Raw genomic sequence first — 22759 nt, forward strand, 5'->3', positions numbered from 1 at the left:
GATACCCGGAATCAACTACCAGGCTCTCTCTCCTACCAACGGCACAAACCTAAAAGTGTCCAGCACATGCTTTTCGTAGTCATGTTCGCCGGTTTTTAGTATGGTTACCATTTTTTGAGAGTTTTCGTCGCCAACCGGGATAACTAAAGTACCGCCAATATTCAATTGGCTTAACAGTATCTCGGGTACCGTAGGTGCACCGGCGGTTACTATGATCTTATTATAAGGTGCATGGCTGGCAATACCTTTTGAGCCATCGCCTAAAAAAAAGTTAGCTTTATAACCCATGCGGGGTAACAGCAGCCTGGTGCGTTCGTAGAGTTTCTCCTGTCTTTCTATGCTATAAACTTTGGCCCCTACCTCCATCAACACACAAGTTTGATAGCCACACCCGGTGCCAATTTCCAACACCTTATCGCCTTTTTTAATGTGGAGCAATTCAGTTTGATAAGCAACGGTATAGGGCTGCGAAATAGTTTGCCCCTCGCCTATCGGGAATGCAATGTCTTTATAAGCCTGGTTCCAAAAAGTTTCGTCGAAAAAAAAGTGGCGGGTAACTTTACCAATGGCTTTAAGCACCGCTTCGTCCTCAATTCCTTTTTTTCGTAACTCTTCTACCAGTTTTTTGCGGGCACCTTGCTCGCGGTAATTATCAATATACTTATAAGCCATTATAGCGTAAAGTTATACAAAAACAGGGTTGTTTTAAGGCAATGAGCCATCCATGCCTCAAAAAAGATCGCGGTAGCCTGATTGCTAACAAATTAATTTCTTTACAGATTAAAGGGGTACCAATGTAGCGAAGCTTTAAGCAGTACCGTTTAATCAACATATAACAAGCTAGTGTAACGCGCCCATTATAAAACAGCTAAATTCCAAACTCACATCTCATTATGAAAAAACCAATTATCTCTTGTCTGCTAATTATCATAGGCCTGTTAGTAGTGCTTACCTTCTCGCTTTGCAAAAAAACAGATAAGGATGTGTATACCGCCGAAGCTAAAATTTACAATTCGGGCCCGATTGCGCTTGACGGCTGTGGTTGGTTTCTTCGGATTGACAGCACCAAAGAATACAGCCCGGTTACGCTACCCGAAGATTTTATGGTAGGCCAGGGTATGAAAGTTACTGTACGTTACCGCCCGTTAAACACAACCTTTCAGTGTGGCTGGGGCGCCAAACTGAAACAGATAGAAATTTTAGACATTAAACGTAAAGATCCAATTGCGCTGCCTACAGAAGCTACGGTAATAAATGCCGGCCTAACCGGTGCAGACGGTTGCGGCTGGCTGCTAAAGGTTGATACAACCTTTTACAGCCCTAACAACCTGCCGGAGAAATATAGGAAAGACAACCTTAAAGTTAAGATGGCTTTCATCAAAACTAATTTTAAATATCAGTGCGGCGTTGGCGCTAACCTTCAATATTTCAGGATAGATCTTAGAGATATACAGCCAGGCCAATAATTAATAAGGATCAACGTCCGGTTGCACAATACTGCCCTTGCTTAATTGGGTAGTTTGAAACTGGGTGATAATATCCCTAATGCCTGCTTTTACCTTATTAATAGATACGCCGTCCTTTTCAAACTTTAACATGATGGACTGGATAAAATAATTGCGGATGCGGCTAACCAGTGGCACTTGCGGACCATTAACCCGGTCTGCACCAAAGTGCTTACGCAGCTCGTTTCCCAGGTAAATTGCCTGGTTATGCAGTATCTCAGGATTTTTGTGTTTGATATCTAAGTTAATAATGCGATAGAACGGCGGATAGTGAAAGCTACGCCGTTCTTCCATTTCTGTAAGATACAAGTCTAAATAATCGTTCTCTATCACCTGCTTTATTACCCTATGCGATGGGTCGTAAGTTTGTATCACCACCTTGCCCTGTTTGCCGCGCCTGCCTGCCCTGCCGCTTACCTGCGCCAGTAACTGAAAACTGCGCTCATTAGCACGATAATCGGGGTATTTTAGCAAACTATCCGCATTAATAATCCCTATTACTGTAACGTCCGCAAAATCAAGCCCCTTGGCAACCATTTGTGTACCAACCAGTATATCGATCTTTTTTTCTTCCAGATCATTCAGGATATTCTGTAGCGCATTGCGCGATCTGGTAGTATCCAGATCCATACGGGCAATGCGGGTTTCGGGTAGCAACAGGCTTAATTCATCCTCTATCTTTTCGGTACCAAAACCGCGGTATTCTAAATGTGTTGATCCGCAGGCCGGGCAAATATTGGGCGTATCTTCTTTATAACCACAGTAGTGGCAATGCAATTTTCCACTATGTTTATGGTAGGTTAAGCTAACATCACAATTAATGCATTTAGGTGTGTAGGCGCATATTTTACAAAGCAGCACCGGGGCGTATCCCCTCCTGTTTTGAAAAAGTATTACCTGCTCTTTATTTGCTAACGCGACGCCAATATCATTCATTAAAACACTGGTAAAGTGCGATTGAATGGTTTTCTTCTTGGTTTCTTCGGCAATGCTCACCACTTCTATGATGGGCATTTGTACGCCGCCGTAACGCTCGGTCATTTCGGCAAAACCATATTTATTGGTGCGGGCATTGTAGTAACTTTCAAACGATGGCGTAGCCGAGCCGAGCAAAACTTTGCCTTTATACATATTGGCTAAAAACACAGCAGCGTCGCGGGCGTTGTAGCGCGGGGCCGGATCAAATTGTTTGTATGATGTTTCGTGCTCTTCGTCAACTATAATCAAACCCAAATCAGCAAACGGCAAAAAAACAGCTGAGCGTGCACCCAGCACAACTTTATACTCGTTATTTAATACCTTTTGCCAAACCTCTACCCGCTCATTATCATTAAATCGCGAGTGATAAACGCCAATGCTCGATCCAAAATATTTTCGAAGGCGCTCTATGATGTGTGTGGTAAGCGCAATCTCAGGCAGCAGGTAAAGCACCTGCCTGCCTTGTGCCATCATCTCCTCTATCAGGCGGATATAAATCTGTGTTTTGCCTGATGATGTAATACCATGTAACAGCACAACATCCTTTTGCTTAAACTGATCTTGGATGGATGTAAAAGCACCATGCTGCTGCTCGCTTAACTCAAAATTGGCATCCAGATCTTCCTCTTCAAAATAAAGGCGGCTTACGTTTTTCTCTTCGGCAATAAAAACCTCTTTTTCAATCAGCGAATTTATGCTCGATGCGCCTGCTCCGCTTTCTTCAACCAATTCTGTTTTTGAGATCGCTTTTTGTTGGCGGGCAAGCTTGATGTAGGCTAATACCGCGTCGGCTTGTTTGGGCGCGCGCTTTTCAAGTATGGCGAATAACTCCTTTAAATTATCCTGGCCCTGGTATGCGGGGTTAAGCGTTAAAAAGGTACGGCGGCGTGGTTTGTAACGGTCGTTTACTTCTTCGGATATATTGACAATATTTTTCTCGAATAATCCCTTTAATATCGGCATTACCGTTTTTTGGCTTAACAACTTCGCTATGTCGCTTATCGTAAGTTCGGGTTGTATCTCTAACGCCTCGACAATCAGGTATTCCTTATCGTGTAACGCAGTTTTATCATACTCAAAATCCTTATTCAACTGCACTTTGGTTTCGCTGGCCAGTTTTAGCGCCGATGGTAGCGCGGCGTTCATTACCTCGCCAGCAAAACACATGTAGTACTCGCCCAACCATTTCCAAAAATGCAACTGCCTGTCGGTTACAACGGCGCGGTCATCAAGTATCTCTAAAATATATTTAGCTTCGTATTTCTCGGGCGGATGCTCTGTAATGGCGCATACTACTGCCGTATACATTTTACTTTTGCCAAACTGTACCACCACCCTTTTGCCAATGGCAATCAAATTATTTAATTCGTACGGAACCCGGTAAGTGTAGTTTTTGGCAATAGCCAACGGTAAGATCACTTCAACAAAAAGTGTCTTTCTGTCTGTGTATTGGCCATCGGTAAATTCAAGCATAGTTTATTTGCTGCTAATAGCTGCACAAGCAAGTGTAACCCAGCCTGCAATAAATAGTACTCCGCCAAGTGGGGTTATGGGGCCAATTATCTTTACGCTGCTTTCTAAATTTAACAAATCGCGACAAGCCAATAGGTACAGGGAACCTGAAAACAAAACAATACCGGCGGTAAATAGGTAAAATGATGCCGTAAGGCAACCGCTATTAGTTTTAAGTGTCGATAAAAACAGCAAAGCAAAAACGTGGTAAAAATTGTAATGCACTGCGGTATGCCAAATATCCAGTTGTGCGGGCGTTATTTTTGCCTTTAAACCATGCGCGCCAAATGCTCCGGTAATAACTGCCAGGGCGCCCAATATTGCAGCCGTAATAACTATTGATTTGTTCATAGAAAGATTAAAACGCTAAGGTAACCAATTGAAAGTATTACTTGAATGCTCCGATGTAATATTCTAACTTGCGCTAAACTATTATGAGGCGACTTATTATAACCACCGTGGTACTATTTGTAGCAGTAATTGCTGTTACGGTGGCTTATTTTAAGAATTTAAACACCCTGGGGCTGCATACCAGCGAAACCATGCGCTACATACCGGACGACGCGGCACTGGTATTTGAGTTTAAAAACGATGATGGCTTTTACGATATCTTTGCAGGCAATAAATTATTTGCTGCTGTAGTTGGCCAAAAACAAATAAGCGAGCTTGATACTTTGCGTCGTCAACTGCTTACGGTTGCCCCTTTAAAACAGTTTTTTACAGGGCAGAACACTTTTATCTCGCTACACCCTGTACTAGGTAAAACCGTCGAGATTTTAATTACGGCAACCGCCGCCAAAGGTTTTAAACCACAGGAACTGGATAAGATCCCGGGTCAATCAAATAAAACGCTTTTAGTGTCGCCGTTGACTATTGATGGCAAACGCGGCTATTCTATCTACTCCGGAGTGTTAAAAAAGCGTTTTTATTTGCTTAACAAGGCTAATGGCCTTTACATTGCCAGTTTCTCTAAGGAACTCATAGACCAAAGCGCCCGCTACCAACCCAAAAAAGATGAAACAAATTTTTTGGCCCTACCAGATCAGCAAAACAACAATTCGCTGGCTAACCTATATATTAATTACGGCAGACTAAATATGTTGTTTGCCACTGTCTTTAAAAATAAAAACACTGAAATTTTTAAAAGCTTTAAACTGCTGTCGGCAAAGGCAGCACTTAACTTAAATTTTAAAAGCGATGCCTTGCTGTTTACAGGATTTTCAAATATTGAGCATGATCAACCTGCTGGGTATCTTAACCTGTTTGCAAATCAGGAGCCCATTGTTAATCAATTACAAGCCATCTTTCCATCTACAACGGCTTACAGCATGAGCTTCGCCGTGTCTGATGCTAAAAAGTTCAAGACAGATCTTTCAGCATGGCAAGTTAAAGCCAAATTGCAAAGCCAGAAAGACTCTCTTTTTGCAAAAGTGAAAGCCGAAACAGGATTAAGTCTAATTTCTGAATTTAATAACGCGCTTGGACACGAATTTGCGACAATAACCACACGATACCAGGAGCATTATGCAATAATTAGCCTTAACGATGGTTCGGCATTTAAACCTGTAATGGTCAATATTAGCCAAATGACTACTTCTGATATTGGCCAGATAAGCTATCGCAAACTCCCATTTTTTTTATTAGGCGATGCCTTTAGTCATTTCGATCATCCGTGGTTCATTGTCCTTGATAATTACTTGATATTGGCCAACAGCGAATCGGAAATTACAAGCTATAACGACACCTACCTTAACCATAAATTTCAGAGCAAGTTACCCCTGTATAATCAATTTAATAAGTTAACATCAGAGCGAGGTAACGTGGCCTGGTATATAAACTTTAAAAACGCACAGCCTATTTTGAAGCGGGACTTGGCTAATGATTTTTACAATAATTTTGAATGCGACGAAACCGGCTGGAAAAATTTTTACGCCGCATCATACCAACTAGTAGCAGCCGACAAAAATTTTTATACAAGTTTTTGCTTGAGCCTTAACCAACCCGACACTACCAGCAAAGTTCGATAGTTTAACCCCCTTAGCTGCAACCTTTATTAACCAAAAAACAATATTTCATTTTATTTTGGCGATAATAGGTTTTGAAATTTTATCTTTAAAAACTCATTTATACCCCCGATGTAAGTTAACAGATGAAAAAAACCTTACTTATTTGGTGCTTTATTTTAATTACGATTAACGTATTTGGTCAACAATTTTCGCAATATAACACCGGCTCATTGTATGATTCTTTTGAAAATCCGGCTCAGCGCGCTTTTATCCCCGATACTACCCGTCAATATGCATCCAATTTTTTCATTCCAAATTTCTCGAGTGACTTTTATATTGCCGGCAACGCGCAACAAGGTGTAAAAACCAGGCTATTTTCATCTTATTACAACAGCGCTAATTTAAAAACTGGCGAAAATGCCTTTAATAGGATACGGCTAAATTTCAACTCGTACGCTTTAATGTTTAAAGTTTTTGCAAGCGAAAATGGCGATCAGGAAGTTGGAGCCTTTTATAATGTAAAAGGCGACGCCAGAGCCCTTGCTACAGATGAAACTTTAGCGATTTTTAATGGCTTCAATAACTTTACAGGTAACTCTTACAGCAATGTTTTAAATGACAATTTTCGCTATCAGCTTTATCATCAAATAGGTTTTACTTATCGGGAGCAGGTATCCAAACACTTTGCCTTTGGTTTAAAATTAAGTGCATTATCAGGTATTGTTTATCGCGAAACTAATATCACACAATCATCAATAACTTTTGACAGAACTGCGGGTACCGAAACCGCGATACTTAGCCTTGAAGGCGAAAGCAGAACCAGCGCCGCTGACAACAAAAGCAATTTTCAGAAATACGGCCCTACGTTTTTAAATCCGGGCGCAGCCATAAGCGTAGGCACCATGATTACAGATGGGCTTGGCTATAAATGGCAGATTAACTTAAAAGACCTTGGGTTTATCTACTGGAACAAAGCTTCAAAAACCGGCGTATTTGGCGGCACCAGCACAATAGAAGGTTTTTTAGGCGCTGATCGTGAAACTGCAATAAAAAACGGCTCAACCGAGATTACAACCAGCAATCAAACAACCGGAGCATTTACCACTACTACCAACGGTTTGCTTGAGTTAAGCGTAAATAAACAATACTGGTTAGACGGTAATGAGCGCTTCAAGTTTTCGCCCACACTCATCGCATCAAAAGAATTAATGTATAATGGTTTTACAGCCGCATTAGTTGCCCCGGTACAAATGGGCAAGTATACCGCCACGGTGGTATCATCGTACAATGATCTTAAGTTGTTTAATTTAGGTGCCCAATTTATGTACAAGGCAAACAATTCTGAATTTTTTATAGGTACCGAGCAACTCTTTCAATCTGTTTCTCTTGCTAGAAGCGCCGCTAACCCACCAGAAAAAAAGCAAATTGCTGTTAGCCAGGGAAGCCACTCAGGCTTCGGCTTTTATCTCGGGGCGTCATTTAAATTTGGATACCTAATTGAGCGACGTTTAAATTCAAGCTCTATACCAGATGGCGACGACGGTCGTGGTTTTTTTGGCCGCACCTGGGACAAGCTATTTGGTAAAAAAGATCCTGGCTACAATTAGGCCTTCTTTTGCGTAACTAAAAAGTCTTTTAAATAAAAAGGCTCAAAATACGCGACGTCTTCAAACTGGCCATTTACAAACTTTGCTAAGGCCTTTTGGGTGAGATGAGTGGCTGAGTTAGCAAACCCCGCTATAAATATAGCATTTGGGTGATTACCTAACATCTCTTTACATTTATCGGCGCCATCGCCAAAAAACACGATCGAATTATCCTTTAAATATTCCGCAAAACTATTTTCGTCAATTATCTCAGCCGTTGTTGGTTTAACCTCGCTGCCATCAATATTATATAACGCGGTGTATACTTCCATGCGGCGGGCGTCTATCATGGGGCATAATAAAGTTCTCGGCGCCAAGCTGCTGGTACTGATCATACCCTGAGCCATGGCAGAAAGTGTCTCCACGGCTATAAGGGGCTTGTCCAGACCAAAACACAAGCCTTTGGCAGTTGATACGCCTATACGCAAGCCTGTGTATGAGCCTGGGCCGCTGCTCACCGCGACAGCATCAAGATCCGCATAAATCAAACCGGTTTGCTTTAGCAGTTCGTCTATATATAAGGTAATAACCTCCGCGTGGATGTTATGCTGGTTAAGTTCTCTAACAGCTATAACTTGCCCGTCTTTGGCTAATGCTACAGAACATGCGGTGGTTGCTGTTTCTATTTGAAGTATAGTCATTTCTAAAGTATTGTTATCAGTCATCATTTAGACCCAGCGCTATTAACATAGGCTGACTAAACATCAATGACAAATGAACTAATTAAGGTACCGGGTCATGTCCATGACCTCCCCAGGGATGACACCGGCCAATACGTTTTAAAGTTAACCATCCCCCTTTAAAAGGGCCATGTTTTTTTATGGCTTGAATACCATAAGCAGAACAAGTTGGCGTGTACCGGCATGATGCCCCCAAAAGCGGCGATAACAAGTATTGATATAGTCTTATAAGTGCTAAAAAAATAGCGCTTATAACATTTTTAAAAAAAGGTACAAGCGCTTTCATTTTGCCAGTTCTGCACTAAGTTGTACCAACAGCTTGATCATTTTCTTTTCCATCAAATCATACCGCTCGATAGCCTTACCAATATAACCAACTGATAAAATGATTTGCTTGTTACTAGCCTGAAGATGGGTGTAAAGTTGCTGCTGCTTATTGAGGCGATAAGCCTCGCGCATGCGGCGTTTAACGGCATTACGGTCCACAGCGCTTCTGTACCTCTTTTTAGATACCGAAAACAGAACTTGTGCGGGAGCTTGTTGCAGCTCATCTACATAAAGCCAGGATGCCTTGTAGGGATAACACAAAAAAGAAGAACCGCTATGAAAAAGTCTGTCAATAAGACTTTTATTACATAACCGTTCTTCTTTTTTAAAGGTATACATAGTTACTTTTTATGAACCGTGATTAAAAAAACAGGCTCACACACACTCCCGGCAACAAGAGTAGTAACCTTATATTATGCTTTGTGGCGGCCTTCGCTTGATACAGATAATTTTTTTCTGCCTTTAGCTCTTCTGGCTGCTAATATTCTTCTACCGTTAGCAGTAGACATGCGCTCACGGAAACCGTGTTTATTTCTTCTTTTTCTTTGCGAAGGCTGGAACGTTCTTTTCATGACTTTTTATTCTATTTGTTTTTAAAAAACAAGAGCGCAAATGTACTGTAAATATTTTATTTATCAAATACATTTTTCCAAATTGGGTACACTTTTATACTTATTTTAAAAACCGCTAAAATAACGCGTTACTTTAACTTTCCAAACGCCTGATTTAAAACTACATGCTAAATTATTTGCTCTTAGCCAGTAAATCGCGGATCTGGGTAAGTAATAGTTCTTCAGTAGTTGGTGCAGGTGCCGCGGCAGGTACAACCTCTTCTTTTTTCTTGGTGGCGTTAATGGCCTTGACTACTATAAAAAGCGCAATTGCCACGATGACGAAAGATATAATCTGCGACAAAAAGTTACCATACTTTATTGCGGTGCCTGGTATTACCAGTTCGGCAAGGTTAGTTAGGTGGGCAGCTTTAAGGGCCGGGGTAAGTAAAGCGGGGGTTATAATATCATCAACCAGTGAGCTTACAATTTTACTAAATGCAGCGCCAATAACAACAGCGACCGCCAAATCCATAACGTTGCCACGCACGGCAAACTCTTTAAATTCTTTTACAATAGCCATAGTATCTCCAGTTATATCCATAAAGTTATTATAAAATAACTGTTACAGCCAAACAAATGTCAACTTTAGCCATTTACTTTTAAATCATATTCGTTTTTAAACAAGTTTTAATTTACCAGGTAATTTGACGTAAATTTACCGCGTTAATCTATGCTAAAACAAAACCTCCAACAAAAGCTATTACAAAAGCTATCGCCGCAGCAAATCCAATTTATAAAGTTGCTGCAGGTACCTACAGTGTCTTTAGATACGCGCATTAAGGAAGAGTTGGAAGAAAATCCTGCGCTCGAAGATCTGAGTTTAACTAACCTTAACGAGCCCGAAGAACAATACCCTGACCGCGACCCGGATGAGGATACCTTCAACAGCGAAGAAGAGCGCGGCGAGATGGATGAATTCAACATCGACGATTACCTGCAGGAAGATAACGTAAACGAATACGGATCACGCTATGACCAGAATGGCGACGATGAAGAAGATCGTAAGGAAATACCTTTTGCGGTACAGAGCTCGTTTTTTGAGCTACTACAATCGCAATTGGATATGTTGCCTATGCCGGATAAGGATTTTAAGATAGCCAGCCAAATTATAGGCAGCTTAGATGATGATGGTTATCTGCGCAGGCCTATTATGTCGCTTACGGACGATCTGGCTTTCTCGCAAAACGTGATGGCTGAAGACGAGGAGGTTGAGGAGATGCTGAAGCTGATACAAAGCTTTGACCCTCCGGGCGTGGGCGCACGCACTTTACAAGAGTGCCTGCTTATACAACTGCGTCGTAAAGATCAAAGCGATCCTATAGTTATAAAAGCTATCCTGGTGGTAGAGCATTATTTGGATGAATTTACCCGCAAACATTACGATAAGCTTGAAAAATCGCTCGGACTTACGTCGACAGATCTGAGGGCTATTGTGAACGAGATACTTAAGCTTAACCCTAAACCAGGCGACTCGAACGAGGTGAACACCAAGCAAATGCAGGTGATACCAGATTTCCACATCAAAAATAGTGATGGGGTGTTGATATTAACTTTAAACTCAAGAAACGCGCCTGAACTTAGAGTGAGCCGCTCCTACCAGGAGATGTTTCAGCATTACGACAAGGCGTCGCAAAAAGATAAGAAATTAAAAGAGGCGGTACATTTTGTAAAACAAAAGCTCGACTCGGCCAAATGGTTTATTGACGCTATAAAGCAGCGTCAGCAAACGCTGTTAAAAACTATGAATGCCATAATGCATTACCAATATGATTTCTTTTTAACCGGTGATGATAAAAACCTCAGACCAATGATATTAAAGGACATTGCCGACAAAATTGGCATGGATATATCAACGGTATCAAGGGTGGCCAATTCAAAATATGTGCAAACAGAGTATGGCACCTTCTTGCTGAAATCTTTCTTCTCTGAAGCTATACAGACCGAAAGCGGCGAAGAGGTATCAAACAAAGAAGTTAAAAAAATCCTGGAAGAACATATTGGTAAAGAGGACAAGCGCCATCCGCTCGCCGACGAAAAATTGACCGACATACTAAAAGAGGCCGGTTACAACATTGCCCGCCGTACCGTGGCTAAATACCGCGAACAAATGAATATACCGGTGGCAAGATTGCGGAAGGAACTGTAGCCTCCTAGCCTCTCTAAGGAGCATTTAAAACACTTTTTAACAGCGAAGGCCTCATTTAAAAATGAGGCCTTCGCTGTTAATTCGAATACCTGAATCCCTCTTTTTAGAGGCAGTTACGCTTAAAATCCGTGCTGCGGGCAAGTAACCTTGTACCTGTTGTTAAGCATTATGCCTATCACTATTTCGTGCGTGCCACGGCTTACGGTATTTAGCGCGCTGGTAGTAGCATCGTAAGAATAACCTATGTTGATAAAAGAACTCAGGTTAAACCCCACGAGGCCGGCGAACGAATCATTATGACGATAAGAACCTCCTATCCAAAATTTGTCTCTAAAAGACGCCTTTAAGTTTAAATCATAAGTTAAAGGCACCGGTTTTATTTGCTTTATCAATATTGATGGTAAAAGCGTAATATCATCTGTGGCGTAAAACTTGGTTCCGCCGGTTAAGTAAAAATGTGGCACCGTCTGGCTGCCTTCTGTGGTGGCGGTTGAGTTATTAAATACGTTTTGTTTAAGTAACTGTTGGACAGACAATCCTGCATAAAAATCGCCTGAGTATAGCCATGCGCCTATGCTAATATCTGGTTTCCAAGGGCTGCTTATGTTGGCTATGGCGGGGTCAAGCGGATTACTTAACACAACATCTGCCGAGTTAAAGGTAAGGTGGCTTAAACCAGCCGACACCCCTAAAGATAGGTTTAACTTTGGCGCCAAACCTAAATGGTAAGCGTACACCGCTGCAAATTTTGATTGGGTAATTTGCCCGGCCTTATCAGTAAGCATGGTAAACCCTATGCCGTGGTGCGGTGCCGATGCCTGGTAATACTGACTGTATAACCTACTAGATGGGTTAGAATTATCTCCGCCAAAACCTGCTGCGTCGCCCTCAATAAAGTTGCGGCCAATTGGCGCATTGATAGAAAGGAAACTTGTAACAGGCGCACCATTCAGGCCGCTCCATTGCGCCCTATAGCCCATTTTTAAATCGGTATAATTTTCAATACCGGCTACAGCGGGGTTTAAAATAAAGTTATTAAAAATATACTGTGTAAACTGTGGCAACTGCTGCGCCTTTGAATTGTTGAATATAAAAACACCAAGCAGAAGCAAACAGATGTATCTTTTCATTAAAAATTCACGCCACATAGTAATCAAACAGTTATTAGCTTTTAGATAGATAAACGGTTTATAATTCTACAATTATGCTTCGAGCTAAAGTAATGAACGAATATAGCCTTTAAAGCGTATTTGAAGATATGTTGTAGCATATTTATTAAGTGGTAAGTTATTTTTTTGCGTGACGAGCTTGGCAAGTAATAAAAATAAAATCAGTACGACCTACAAAAGCAAGACGCTTTTCACACCGTTTTGGCGCCGGTGCACGTTGAATATTGAATTAGTGGTAATGTTGCTATCTTATAAGTGTTAAATATCCTGCGGTAGGTTTCCTACCACTATTTGGGCTTATTATATAATAATAAGCACCAAACGGCAAACTACCCCCGTTTAATGTCCCATCCCACGGCTTTGTATAACCATTTGAATAAAACACCCTGCTACCGCTACGGTTAAAAATCTCGACAGTTGCGTTAGGGTAATCATTTAAATATTTAATTTCCCAGGTGTCATTAATACCATCCGCATTTGGAGTAAACGCGTTGGGTATAACAGGGATTTTTAACACCTTCACAAATGTCTTTACTACCGTAGGGCAGCCATTGTCTGACGTTACTGTTAAGGTATACGTAACGTCAGCATTGATACTTACAACCGGATTAGCAACATTATCCTGGCTTAACCCTGCCGCAGGCGACCATTTATAGGTCAACGCACCGCCCCCAAGCATCGTTATCTTAGGCTGTAAGGTTAGCTGGCTACCTTCGAGCACCGTATAACGATCCGGCAATGAAACGGCAGGGCTGGGATTTACCAGTACCTGAAAAGTAGTATTGTACTCGCAATTTGTATTTGCATCATCCACAGTAAATTTATAAGTGATAGTATGGGTACCCGGCCCGGCAATTTTAGGGTCAAACAAGCCAGTTGCCGTAATACCCGGACCCTTAAATTCATAGGTACCCCGCAAATTATGAGCTTCGGTACCGGTAATTTGAATAGCAGGGTCATTTTGACAATAAACCTGTGCACCAACAAGCTCAACCGTACCTATAGATAAGCTAACCAGGGGGCTAGGATTAATAACAATTTGCTGGGTAGCAGTTTCGGCTGTACACCCAGTACCAGAGCCTGTAAACGCAACCAACTTAACGTTATACGAAATTGGTAGCCCTGTATTATTTATCGGGTAATCAATATGGTACGTTTTGTCTGCACGCAAAGTGTTTTTATAAAACTCCTGGTACTCTGTTGGGCGGTTGGCAAGGTCATAGTAAAATCTTATCCTGGTAACTTCTCCAAAATCAGGCTTAGATCCATCTACAAAAGTTAAGCCGTCGGTACCGCAGATAAATTTATTATCTACCGCAAATTTAGCATGCGGGTCTGCACTGTTAACGGTAAACGTATCTTGCTTAATGTCTACACAGCCGTACTTTGACGTAACCGTTAGAGTAATAATGTAGTTTCCTTCCCGACTGTAAGAGTGCTGCGGATTTGCCGAAGCAGATTTATTAGCTGCGCCGCTGCCGGGGTCACCAAAGTCCCAATCGTATTTAAATTCAGACTGAGTACCATCACTTATTGTACTGGTTGTGGTAAACTGCGAGTTGCGGTCCATCACACAGGCGTCAGGCAGTGTAAAACTTGCAAGCGGTTGCGGATTTACTGGTACCGTCAATATTTTAGGGATACTAATGCAACCGGCGGCCGTAGTAACCGTAAGCTTTACATTATAGTTTTGTATAGCCGCATAAGTATGTGTTGGGTTTTGCAGGGTAGATACAGGTGTGCCATCGCCAAAATCCCACTCCCATTTTGTAATTATAGCGCCGGGTTCTACTGGTAACGATGTGCTGGTGAATGTAGCCTCCTTATCTATGCAAACAACAGGCAACGTAAAATTGGCTACCGGTTTGGCTACGATATGGACTTTCTTAATATCACTGACAGTTAAGCATCCGCTATAGTCAACAACTGTTAAGCGCACATCATAATCTCCGGCGGCGGCATAGGTATGCGATGGATTTTGATCCGTAGATTTGTTGCCGTCGCCAAAATCCCATTCCCAGCTTTTTATCACGTTACTTGTGGCAGTGGTAGTATTGTCTTTAAATACTGTCGGATCGCCTAAACAATTGCTGACGGCTGCCCCAATATCTTTGCCGGGCGGGTCTGTAATGGAGAACACATTTTCGATATCGACATTGGCCCCGCAATCATCATTTGTATTTGGATTAAATACAGTGGCAATTACCACATGCGTGCCCGCCGTAAAGTTTATCTGGTCTGGATACTCATACACATACAGGGTTTTACCGTCTCTCAAAACTGTACGGGTATAGGTGGGGTTAGTTATAACTGGCTTTTGCTCTCCGTCTATTTTCCAGGTAATGCTTGGTGTTTCAAATGGTATGATAGATTGCAGCTTATAAGACTTATCGCTACAGCCGGTAGTTAGCGGCACGTCAATATCTTCGGTGTTTTTTAAACCAACATTGGTATTAAGATCTTGCAGGTTGGTACCGGCAGCATAACCGTATGATTCTGTGTTTCCAAACCCGTAAGCTACAGCATTAAACGGTACCCCGGCGTTTAATGTGTGGCTACCTGCGCTAACGGGGATTTGCGCATATGCGTAATTGGTACCCGGCACCTGCAAAAAGCCATTATACGGCGTGCCATCAAGCGTTACGGTAGACGTAGCATTGCTGGCTATAATGACATTAATGAAGCTCCTGCTAATGTTGTACCTGGATGTAGAGTACAATGTAACGTGATTTAAACCCTGTTCTATCGGGCTCAGATATATCATCTCAGGGTCGCCAACATCGCCTTGGATGCTTGAGCAATTGATCTCTTGATTTTGCGTGGGCGAATACTGCACCAATTGTATAGGCTTGTCCGCCGTAACCACGTTGGTGCTGGTGGAGCTGAACTCGTAGTATAAGCCATTTGTAAATGATGAGGAATTTAATCGACTGCCGTTTAGGGTTACCGTGGTATTTGGTTCTTTTAATACAATTCGGTAAACATCAAAAGGGCGCGACAATAATGGGGCAGCTACATAGTTTTTTCCCCAGGTAGCGGTAGGATAAACCTGCTGAAATAAGTTGTCAGAACTAAAAGAACGGGCTGTTGTATTACAGCCTATACCCATCCGGCTGGCGCCGGAAAAAACGGCTATTTTTTTACATGTGGCTGCAGTGCCGCTGCTAACTGATTTGATTTTAGTCCCGGTTAAATCAGTTCTTGACATACCCTGATAAACGTCGCCCTTGTTTAAGGTAATAGTAAAGCCGACACCAGAACGTTCGCCGTTCAAAAGATCGGCCGCCGGGGTTATTGATACCGACGTGTTATCCTCTGTACCTATGATAGCAAAGGTTGAATATGCCGGGTTGTTTACCTGCGCGTTTGATATCTGCGTGTAGTTAAGTGATATATAATCTTTACCCATAGCATTAACGGGTAACAATAATGTAGCCCCGGATACATTGGAGGCATAAATGTGGGCATAAATGGCTACCGGCCGCTCTGACGTGATGTGAATGCTTTTATCGCTAAATAAACCTTGCGCGTCAATATGAGCGGTTATGGGAATATCAACAAAAGTTACTGAGTTTGCGGTTACGGTAAAATCCTGCAGGCGCACTCCCCCTACCTCAACCGTACCTTTGGTAGATAAGTCTGAGGTAATGTATAGTACCATACTGGCACCGCCAGCACTACCAGTACCATTATTATGGCACATAAATGCCGTATAAAACTCCGTCCCTTTATTACTCTGCGAATAAGCTTGTAAACTTACCATTAGTAACAGGGGAATTACTACTGTGTAAAATACTTTCTTCAAAATCCACTACACGTTAAAATCGCTCCACTTAAATCAATCCGATCAAACCAATATACGCAAATTAAAAGTAAACAGTTGCCGTACTAACGCGATTTGCCAAGGGAATCAAGCTCCGCGTAAGCCAGCCGCAATTTGCGGGCAAGTTCTTTATTCTCTTTGCGTAAATTATATATTTCGAGGGCATTTTCTATATACATCTTTAACTCATCGTTTTGCCATGGCTTTACCAGGTATTTATAAACCTGCCCACGGTTAATGGCATCCATTACAGCATTAATGTCAGAAAAACCGGTTAACAATATCCTTATAGTATCCGGGTAAATTGACAATATGGACTCTAAAAACTCAATACCAGTCATACCGGGCATGCGTTGATCTGTTATGATAACACCAATCTCCTGGCTGTCTAATATTTTCCGCCCCTCTTTGGCAGATATGGCGGTAAAAATTTCGAAATCGCGCCTGAAGGCGGCTTTAAAGCTGTTAATGTTATTTATCTCATCATCAACGTATAGTACACCTATTGCCATATAATTATTTGTAAACGAGGTTTTTAATTTTAAATTTCAAAAGATGCACATTTTTTTGTTTTTCTATGCATTTTTATGGCATACCGAGCCCTGAATTGTAAAAATGAAAAAAATATTGCTAATCCTGTGTTTCCTGATAAAATATATCAGCGCTATGGCCCTGGTAACCGATACCTTGCAGGTTAGTAACAACGAATCGTATTACTTAACCAACCGATATTTTGAAGAGCTTGAAGACCATAACAAGACCATTGTTCCGCAGGATATTTTCAGCAATAAAGATTTTCATCCAATAAAAGACAGGTTCCCCAGGTTAAAAATTTCAAAATCAGTAACGTGGTTAAAGTTTACGGTAACCAATAATACCAGCCAAAATTACTTGCCCATTACCATCAGCAAAAGCATTATAGACGACTTTGACATTTATTTTAAAGAAACCAGGCCAGGCGACAAAAACGGCGATGGTCAAATGGCGTTGCTAACCTCAAAGTCGCCGCAATACAGCTCAAATATGCTTAACAAGGGTGTAATGCTTATTGATGCTAGTATTGAGCCGGGCACTACCCGAACGTTTTTTGTTCGTATAAAAAGTAATGCCACCGTGGTGATACCTATACAGATACAAAGTGCCGATAAGTTTATACAAAAACGCAGTATTGAAAACATGATAAACGGCGCCTTTATCGGCATGTTTATCATCATGGCCCTTTATAACCTTATGCTTTTTATAAACGTGGGCGACAGAAGTTACCTGTACTATGTGGTGTATATTGTTTTTTTAGGGCTGACGCAGCTGTTTACGCTTGGCCTGGGCAGCTATATATTCCCCGGCAACGTAGCAGTTATGAATACATACGTTACGCCCCTGATCCGCATTTTCTTTGGTTTCTCTCTATTACTCTTCGCAGGGGAGTTTTTGCAGTTTAAAACAAGCCTTAAAAAGTATTACAGCGTATACCAGTTGCTATTTTTGATATACATCATATCTGCTGCGGCAACGGTAACCGGTGCTACACGGATAGCTTACACGCTCATTACCTGGGGTGCTATAGCTACCTCGGCATCGTTGTTAATTGCGGTGATCATACTTTACATCAGGGGATTTAAGCCGGCCAAGTTTTTCATTATCGGCTGGGGATTGTTTTTAATTGCTTTACTGTTAACTATAGCCCGCAACAGCGGTTTTATACCTTACAACTTCTTTACCCTAAATTTACTGATAGGCAGCGCCGTGGTCGAGTTGATACTGTTCTCTGTGGCGTTGGCCGATAAGATCAACTTTTATCGCCGCCAAAACACCGAATCGCAATTGGCGGCACTTGCCATTGCCAAACAAAACGAACGGCTTATAACACAGCAAAATGTCTTTTTAGAGAACAAGGTAAGAGAGCGCACATTGGAACTCATTGAAACCAACCAAAGCTTATCTGTATCGCTTGATACCTTAAAAGCAGCCCAGATCCAATTAGTAGAGACCGAGAAGATGGCGTCGCTGGGACAGTTGACAGCCGGCATTGCGCACGAAATTAATAACCCTATCAATTTTGTAAGCTCAAATGTGGCCCCTTTGCGGTTAGACTTTAATGAGCTATTTAACCTCCTCAATCAATATCAGCAAGCCGCTAATCATCCCGAAAATACTGGGTTGCTGAAAGAAGCTAACGCCTACTGTAATAAAATTGATGTTCCATTTGTTAAAGACGAAATACTTAAGCTGTTAAACGGCGTTGAAGAAGGTGCCAACCGGACTGCCGAAATAGTACAAAGCTTACGCACCTTTAGCCGCATGGACGAGCTGGAGCTTGTTGAAGCCAACATCAACACAGCTGTTTTAAGCACGCTGGTAATTTTGCGAAGCTCCATTCCCTATTACATAGAGATTAAGCCAATACTTGATAATGTAGAGCCAATAAATTGTTACCTGGGTAAGTTAAACCAGGTATTGCTTAACCTTATTAACAACAGCATACAGGCTATAAAAGCCAAACGCGTGCATCATAACGAAAGCGTTGCCATTTACACACGGGACGCAACAGACCATGTCATCATCGAAATAACAGACACGGGTATTGGTATGAATGAGCATGTAAGGCAACGCATTTTTGAACCATTTTTTACCACCAAACCTGTTGGCGAAGGAACAGGATTAGGGCTATCTATTGTGTTTGGTATTATCGAGAAACACCATGGGACAATCCAAGTACAGTCAGAGCCCGGTGTAGGCACTACCGTTACCATCAATATCCCTAAAAACCTGACAGCCCCTAAGATGGACGAAGAGTATTAACTAACGCGCTTATCTTTAAGCAGCATATCCACGGCATCATTCAACGAGCCAGCCTTGATAACTTCGCCGGAGTTTACAAAATAGATTTCGTCGGCATTCTCAATAGTATTTAAACGATGGGCTATAATTACCCGGGTAGTATGGGCAGGCAGGTTGTTCAATATATCGCCTAAAAGTTTTTCGGTAATGGTGTCTATGTTGGCAGTTGCTTCGTCCAGTATTAATAGGTCGGGGTTACGCAGCACGGCGCGCATAAAGGCAATCAACTGCTTTTGGCCCAGGCTGATGCTGTCGCCGCCCGATGTTACTTTACTGTCTAGTCCCTCCTCAAAAATCGCCAGCAGGCTGCCCAGGTTAGCATCGGCAATAGCCTGCTCTAACTGCTGGTTGGAATAATTTTTATACGCATCGTTACCATACAAAATATTTTCGCGCACGGTACCTGTAAATAAAAATGGCTCCTGTAAAATAAAACCTACTTTTTGGGCGCGCTCATTAGCACTGTAACTGCGGATGTCTTTGCCGTTAAGTAGAATGCTGCCCTGCGTAGGATCATACAAACGGGCTATAAGCGATGCTGTTGTAGTTTTACCGCCGCCGGTAGGCCCAACCAGCGCGTAGGTTTTGCCGCGCTCCATTTTGAAGCTTACGTTGTGCAATATCTCATGCCCGGCTGCATAACCAAAATGAACATTTTTAAATTCAAGCAACGCGTCAGAATGTGTTTCAGTGCTATCGTCAATGCTAACCAAATTACTTTCCAGTCCTAATATTTGCGATATCCTGTCCCAGGCCGCCATAGCGGTCTGGAAGTTGGCCCACAGCGCCGCAAGCTGCCTTAACGGATTATAAAACAAGGTGACGTACGACAGGTAAGCTATTAACAAACCGATAGAAAAATCATTACCAATCATATAAATGCCCAGCACAAGTACCGTTAGCTGGGCCAAACTTGCACCCAGCGTATACACGGGCATAAAAATGTTATTGGCCAGCCCCGCGCTTACCGCCGACTTATAGTTTTGCTGATTGGCTACATCAAAACGTTTCCTAAAATAATCGCGGCGGTTAAAGGCTATAATCACTTTAAAGTTGTTCAGGCTTTCCTGAATCTCGGCGCTCATGCCGCCCACACTTTTCAGGTTTTTGGCGTTGGTGCGTTTAACCCAGGGCGATACCACCATGGTAAAGATCAATATCAATAACATAGGCGCCATAGCAGCAAGGCCTAATTGTACATGTATCGCCATTAAAAACACACCGGCTCCTGTCATGGTGGCTATACTACCGATAAACTGCACTAACGATTGCGAGAAAAACTGGTTAAGCTTGTCGGTATCATTATTTACGCGTGATATCAGGTCGCCGGCTTTGTTTTGGTTAAAAAAGTCGACCGGTAATTGCTGCAGTTTATTAAAAATGGCGTTACGCAGCGTAAACAACATGCGCTGCCCCACCCCGCCCATTAGCTTGGCTTGCAGATAGCTGGTAACTAAGCCTACTAAAAACATGGATAGTAAAACGCCGCACCAAAACAATACACCCTGGTATTGCTTGCCCTGCACGTAAGTATCAATAGTATGCCCAATAATAAGCGGGCCAAGCAAGTTCAATGCTGAATTAATGATGATGGCAATAGTAGCCAGCACCAGCGTTTTATGCTCATTAGCTATTAGCTGCAGCAGCTTACGTAAGGCAGCCAGGTTTGATAGCTTTTCGGCCCGCTCAGACAGTTTGTTCAAATTATAATTCATAGTTGCTGGTGCTTTGTTGCGAATTATAAATTTGTACATACTCCGGGCTGGTGGCCATCAGTTGCTGATGCTCGCCACTGGCTTCAATCTCGCCCTGCATCAATAATATAACCTGGTCGTAATGCTCAATGGCAGCTATTTTTTGCGTGACCGATATCAGCGTAATTTCCGGATAGTTGTTTTTGATATTGGCCAGTATATTACGCTCGGTATTAGTATCAACCCGGGCAGTAAAATCATCAAGCAATAAAACTTTGGGGTTAACGACCAGCGCCCTTGCCAGCATAATACGCTGCTTTTGGCCACCCGACAGGCTTGAGCCCCGCTCAGACACTATTGTATTCAGGCCCTCGGGTAAGCTGGCTACAAAATCCTTCAGCTCAGCCGTATCAACAGCTTTTTGTAATGATTCGTCAGTTACTGTATCGCTAAACGCGATATTTTCGCGGATGCTCATATTAAAGATAATGCTATCCTGAAACACAAAACCTACCTGGCTATGAAAACTTTCGCTGTTGTAAGTAGCTATGGGCTTATCATCATACAAAGTCTCGCCGGCGTTGGCATTAATTAGCCCGGTTAATAAATATAGTAACTGCGTTTTGCCCGCTGCTGTTGGGCCAATAATGGCAATTTTTGAACCTGCAGCCACTTTCATCGATACATCCTTCAGCGCAGGTTTTTGCCCAAAGTTAAGCGTAACATTTTTTAGCTCAATTTTGCCGGTAATATTTGCTGTCACAGTGCCCTTATCTTCCAAGTCAGCGGCGTTTAAAATCATACTGATACGGGTGTATGATGCTGTTGCCTGCGCTATAATGTTACTCATAAAACCTATCACCAATATCGGGAAGATGAGCATAGAAAGGTAGCTGTTAAACGCGGCAAACTCGCCTAAACTCATCTGGTTATTAATTACATAATGCCCGCCTATGGCCAAAATGCTTAATGATGCAAGGTTTGCAGTAAACGTTACTACCGGTATAAGGCCGGCAAACATTTTCAGGATGTTTAATCCAAAATCGCGCGCTTTGCTGTTGGCCTCTAAAAACTTAACCGTCTCCAGGTTTTGCGAGTTGATAACCCTTATCAGGGCGGCCCCAAGGATACTTTCGTTTATGATTTTGTTAAGCCAGTCTATCACCTGCCGGCTCTGTATAAATAAGGCTCTTACCTTTTTCAACACATAAAAAAACGCTCCGCCTATAATAGGGATGATAGCCATAACCACCAAAGCCAAGCGCCAGTTTAAGCTCAGCAATAAAATACTGGCGCCCACGATGATAAATATAGACGACGCGATAGATACAATGGCCTGCGATATAAAAAGCTTAATAGAGTCGGTGTCTGCCGTTAAGTTGGTCAGCAATTTTGATGGGTTGGCCTGCTCAATAAAAGCATGGCTTTGGCGCGAAATTTTATCTGCCAGGCGCGTTCGCAGATCGCGCGCAACACGCTCTGAAGCATATGTTTGTATAATGCTTTGCAGGTAGCCAAATATAAACACCAGCCCTACCGCAATACAAAACTGGGTAACCAGGCTTTTAACATTAAAGGTATTATGGGTATAAGCGTCAATACCGTTTGCTATTAGCTTAGGCAACATAAGGTTAATGCCGTTACTGAACAGAGCAAACAGCAATAACAGGGCTATAAGCCCGCCATAGGGCTTTAGCAAAGGTAAAATACTTGGCGGTTTAGGGCCTTGAGGTGTACTTGGCGGCGGCATGTTATATTATTGGCAAATATTGTGCAAATGTTTTAATTCTGGCTAAAATTGTAGACGATTGCCGAATTAAA

Annotated in this window: 18 protein-coding genes; 5 read left to right on the plus strand and 13 right to left on the minus strand. The window is 42.2% G+C overall.

Annotated features, from left to right (window positions below):
- Window positions 1-15: 15 nt before the first annotated feature.
- Window positions 16-672, minus strand: a complete 657-nt coding sequence (locus ACFSYC_RS17820) for a protein-L-isoaspartate(D-aspartate) O-methyltransferase (RefSeq protein WP_377130204.1) — start codon at window positions 670-672, stop codon at window positions 16-18.
- 221 nt (window positions 673-893) lie between these two features.
- Here ACFSYC_RS17820 and ACFSYC_RS17825 point away from each other — a divergent pair, with 221 nt between their 5' ends.
- Window positions 894-1466: a hypothetical protein gene (locus tag ACFSYC_RS17825; protein WP_377130205.1), complete on the plus strand. Its 573-nt coding sequence runs from the start codon at window positions 894-896 to the stop codon at window positions 1464-1466.
- On the opposite strand, the gene priA is transcribed toward ACFSYC_RS17825, so the two are convergent.
- Both priA and ACFSYC_RS17835 read right to left on the minus strand, forming a co-directional pair.
- Complete coding sequence (gene priA / locus ACFSYC_RS17830) at window positions 1467-3956, minus strand: replication restart helicase PriA (RefSeq protein WP_377130206.1); 2490 nt, start codon at window positions 3954-3956, stop codon at window positions 1467-1469.
- Window positions 3957-3959: 3 nt separating this feature from the next.
- Complete coding sequence (locus ACFSYC_RS17835; RefSeq protein WP_377130207.1) at window positions 3960-4346, minus strand: DUF423 domain-containing protein; 387 nt, start codon at window positions 4344-4346, stop codon at window positions 3960-3962.
- Between the two features lie 83 nt (window positions 4347-4429).
- Here ACFSYC_RS17835 and ACFSYC_RS17840 point away from each other — a divergent pair, with 83 nt between their 5' ends.
- Both ACFSYC_RS17840 and ACFSYC_RS17845 read left to right on the plus strand, forming a co-directional pair.
- On the plus strand, window positions 4430-6022 hold the full coding sequence (locus tag ACFSYC_RS17840) for a hypothetical protein (protein ID WP_377130208.1): 1593 nt from the start codon (window positions 4430-4432) through the stop codon (window positions 6020-6022).
- A gap of 122 nt (window positions 6023-6144) precedes the next feature.
- On the plus strand, window positions 6145-7608 hold the full coding sequence (locus tag ACFSYC_RS17845) for a DUF5723 family protein (protein WP_377130209.1): 1464 nt from the start codon (window positions 6145-6147) through the stop codon (window positions 7606-7608).
- Here the strand turns inward: ACFSYC_RS17845 and tsaB are convergent.
- The 5 genes from tsaB to mscL form a co-directional block, all read right to left on the minus strand.
- Entirely contained in the window at window positions 7605-8288 is a 684-nt protein-coding gene (gene tsaB, locus ACFSYC_RS17850; protein WP_377130210.1) for a tRNA (adenosine(37)-N6)-threonylcarbamoyltransferase complex dimerization subunit type 1 TsaB, read from the minus strand. The genes ACFSYC_RS17845 and tsaB overlap by 4 nt on opposite strands.
- 82 nt (window positions 8289-8370) lie before the next feature.
- On the minus strand, window positions 8371-8613 hold the full coding sequence (yidD, locus tag ACFSYC_RS17855; protein ID WP_377130211.1) for a membrane protein insertion efficiency factor YidD: 243 nt from the start codon (window positions 8611-8613) through the stop codon (window positions 8371-8373).
- On the minus strand, window positions 8610-8993 hold the full coding sequence (locus tag ACFSYC_RS17860; RefSeq protein ID WP_377130212.1) for a ribonuclease P protein component: 384 nt from the start codon (window positions 8991-8993) through the stop codon (window positions 8610-8612). Before ACFSYC_RS17860 ends, yidD begins: the two co-directional genes overlap by 4 nt.
- Before the next feature lie 74 nt (window positions 8994-9067).
- Window positions 9068-9226 carry a 50S ribosomal protein L34 gene (rpmH, locus tag ACFSYC_RS17865; RefSeq protein ID WP_175268754.1) on the minus strand — a complete coding sequence of 53 codons (159 nt, stop codon included), beginning with the start codon at window positions 9224-9226 and terminating at the stop codon, window positions 9068-9070.
- Between the two features lie 172 nt (window positions 9227-9398).
- Window positions 9399-9788, minus strand: coding sequence for a large conductance mechanosensitive channel protein MscL (mscL, locus tag ACFSYC_RS17870; protein WP_377130236.1), 390 nt, complete (start codon window positions 9786-9788; stop codon window positions 9399-9401).
- 150 nt (window positions 9789-9938) lie between these two features.
- Here mscL and rpoN point away from each other — a divergent pair, with 150 nt between their 5' ends.
- A complete protein-coding gene (gene rpoN, locus ACFSYC_RS17875; protein ID WP_377130213.1) occupies window positions 9939-11414 on the plus strand; it encodes an RNA polymerase factor sigma-54 in 1476 nt (491 codons plus the stop codon).
- Between the two features lie 119 nt (window positions 11415-11533).
- On the opposite strand, the gene ACFSYC_RS17880 is transcribed toward rpoN, so the two are convergent.
- From ACFSYC_RS17880 to ACFSYC_RS17890, 3 genes are all read right to left on the minus strand, one after another.
- Window positions 11534-12544 carry a PorP/SprF family type IX secretion system membrane protein gene (locus ACFSYC_RS17880; RefSeq protein ID WP_377130214.1) on the minus strand — a complete coding sequence of 337 codons (1011 nt, stop codon included), beginning with the start codon at window positions 12542-12544 and terminating at the stop codon, window positions 11534-11536.
- A 283-nt stretch (window positions 12545-12827) separates the two neighbouring features.
- Window positions 12828-16388, minus strand: a complete 3561-nt coding sequence (locus ACFSYC_RS17885; protein ID WP_377130215.1) for a PKD domain-containing protein — start codon at window positions 16386-16388, stop codon at window positions 12828-12830.
- 83 nt (window positions 16389-16471) lie between these two features.
- The gene (locus tag ACFSYC_RS17890; protein ID WP_377130216.1) at window positions 16472-16918 is read right to left on the minus strand and encodes a response regulator; all 447 of its coding nucleotides are present in this window, start codon (window positions 16916-16918) and stop codon (window positions 16472-16474) included.
- Between the two features lie 103 nt (window positions 16919-17021).
- Here ACFSYC_RS17890 and ACFSYC_RS17895 point away from each other — a divergent pair, with 103 nt between their 5' ends.
- Window positions 17022-19205 carry a sensor histidine kinase gene (locus tag ACFSYC_RS17895; RefSeq protein WP_377130217.1) on the plus strand — a complete coding sequence of 728 codons (2184 nt, stop codon included), beginning with the start codon at window positions 17022-17024 and terminating at the stop codon, window positions 19203-19205.
- Here the strand turns inward: ACFSYC_RS17895 and ACFSYC_RS17900 are convergent.
- The gene (locus ACFSYC_RS17900) at window positions 19202-20959 is read right to left on the minus strand and encodes an ABC transporter ATP-binding protein (protein WP_377130218.1); all 1758 of its coding nucleotides are present in this window, start codon (window positions 20957-20959) and stop codon (window positions 19202-19204) included. The two genes, ACFSYC_RS17895 and ACFSYC_RS17900, sit on opposite strands and share 4 nt — an antisense overlap.
- Window positions 20949-22688, minus strand: coding sequence for an ABC transporter ATP-binding protein (locus tag ACFSYC_RS17905; protein WP_377130219.1), 1740 nt, complete (start codon window positions 22686-22688; stop codon window positions 20949-20951). Before ACFSYC_RS17905 ends, ACFSYC_RS17900 begins: the two co-directional genes overlap by 11 nt.
- Between the last annotated feature and the right edge of the window lie 71 nt (window positions 22689-22759).

The sequence above is a fragment of the Mucilaginibacter antarcticus genome (assembly GCF_042686155.1).
GTDB classification, from domain to species: Bacteria; Bacteroidota; Bacteroidia; order Sphingobacteriales; family Sphingobacteriaceae; genus Mucilaginibacter; species Mucilaginibacter antarcticus.